The organism is Nocardia sienata NBRC 100364 (assembly GCF_001613205.1).
Lineage (GTDB): Bacteria > Actinomycetota > Actinomycetes > Mycobacteriales > Mycobacteriaceae > Nocardia > Nocardia sienata.
Window position 1 is genome coordinate 1 of the sequence record NZ_BDBX01000117.1, and the last position, 2,283, is coordinate 2,283.

A 2,283-nucleotide genomic window follows, 5' to 3' on the forward strand; every position below is an offset into this window, starting at 1 on the left:
GCGACCGTGTCGGCGTTGGCTGCTCGGATTCAGGAGCAGGCGGGTTCGGGTGGCCGGGCTGCCTTGGTTCCGCAGCCTCGGCCGACGCGGGTGTCGGCTTCCGGCGAGGTCGTGGACGCGGTGCCGTTGTCGCTGGCCCAGCAGCGGATGTGGTTCCTCAACCGCTTCGATCCAGTGTCGGCGGCCTACAACCTGCCGATGGCGATCCGGTTGTCCGGTGCCCTGGATGTGGACGCCTTGCGGGCGGCGGTGTTGGATCTCGTTGCCCGGCATGAGGTGTTGCGGACGGTGTACCCGGAGACCGAGTCCGGTCCGGTGCAGGTGGTGTTGCCGGTCGGTGCGGCCGCGCCGCGGTTGCGGGTGCGGTCGGTTGCTGCCGGTGATGTGGTGGCGGCGGTGGCGGAGTTGGCGTCGGCCGGTTTCGATGTGACGGCCGAGGTGCCGTTGCGGGTGGCGTTGTTCCAGGTCGACGGCACGGCCGACGGAGTACCGGATACCGGCGGTTCGGCCGGTGAGTTCGTCCTGGCGCTGGTGATCCATCACATCGCCGGCGACGGTTCGTCGGTGGGGCCGCTGACCCGGGATCTGATGACCGCGTACGCGGCCCGTACCGCCGGCGACGCGCCGGGCTGGGCGGCGCTGCCCGTACAGTACGCGGATTACAGCATCTGGCAGCGTGCCGTGCTCGGTGACGAATCCGATCCGGAGTCGGTGGCGGCGAAGCAGGTCGGATACTGGCAGTCCGCGCTGGCGGGTGCGCCGGATCAGCTGGAGCTGCCGACGGACCGGCCGCGTCCGGCCGTACAGTCCTTCGCGGGCAGCCGGGTGCGGGTTGCTGTCGACGCCGAAACCCATGCCGGATTGGTGCGGGTCGCCCAGCAGCACAACGCCACCCTGTTCATGGTCGTGCACTCCGCCCTGGCGGTACTGCTGTCGCGGCTGTCGAGCAGCGACGACATCACCGTCGGCACCCCGGTCGCCGGTCGCGGTGAGGCCGCACTGGACGACCTGATCGGTATGTTCGTCAACACGCTGGTGTTCCGGACCGAACTCGATCGCGGGGAAGCGTTCACCGATCTGCTCCGCCGGCAGCGGGAGATCGATATCGCGGCCTTCGCGCACGCGGATGTGCCGTTCGAGCGGCTGGTGGAGGTACTGAACCCGGCGCGTTCGCAGTCGCGGCACCCGTTGTTCCAGGTGGGGTTGACCTTCCAGAACCTGGCCGCGTCCGTACTGGAACTGCCCGGCCTGACGGTGTCGGGCGTGGAATTCGACACCGAGATCTCCCAGTTCGACCTGAACCTGATTCTCGGCGACACCTACGACGAAACAGGTGCCCCACAGGGGGTCACGGGTTATCTGACCTATGCCACCGCGCTGTTCGACGAGTCCACCGTCGCCGGCTTCGCCGACCGGTTCGCGCGCCTGCTGCGTGAGATCGTGGCCGCGCCGGACACCGCCGTCGGTGATCTGGAGATCCTGGCCCCGGTCGAGCGTGATCGGGTGCTGGCGGAGTGGAATGCCACCGAGCATCCGTTGCCGGCAGGGTTGTTGCTGGATGGATTCAATGCCGCGGCGGCGGCGCATCCGGATCGGGTGGCGGTCTCGTTCGAGGGGACGAGCCTGTCCTATGGCGAGTTCGCGGGCCGGGTGAACCGGCTCGCGCGTCACCTGATCGCCCAGGGTGTCGGGCCGGAAACCCTTGTCGGGTTGCTGGTTTCCCGGTCGCTGGACCTGGTCGTGGGTATGTATGCCGTCGTGGCCGCGGGTGGTGCGTATGTGCCGCTGGATCCCGCGCATCCGGCGGAACGTATCGGCTACATCCTGGACACGGCCTCGCCGCTGTGTGTGCTGACCACCACCGCCGACGCGGCCGCGGTCGCCGCCGGCGGTGTTGCCGGTGTGGCCCCGGAGGTTCCGGTGCTCGCACTGGACACCCTGGATGTCTCGGGATACGCCGCGGCCGAGGTCGTCGACGCGGATCGGCGTGCGCCGGTGCGGCCGTCGAATACGGCGTATGTGATCTTCACGTCGGGTTCGACGGGTCGTCCGAAGGGTGTGGCGGTTCCGCATTCGGCGATCAGCAATCAGGTCGCGTGGATGCTGGCGCAATACCCGCTCGACGCCGACGATGTGTATCTGCAGAAGACCGCAACGACCTTCGATGTGTCGTTGTGGGGTTACATCCTGCCCTTGGCTGCCGGTGCTCACCTGGTGGTGGCGACTCCGGATGGACACCGGGATACCGAGTATCTGGCGCGGGTTATTGCCGAGCAGCGGGTG

General features: G+C 68.3%; 1 protein-coding gene. It reads left to right on the forward strand.

Going from position 1 to position 2,283, the window contains the following annotated elements; translation table 11 throughout:
• The coding region (locus NS4_RS30980) for a condensation domain-containing protein (RefSeq protein WP_157106355.1) at nucleotides 1-2,283 on the forward strand (2,283 nt) is incomplete at both ends.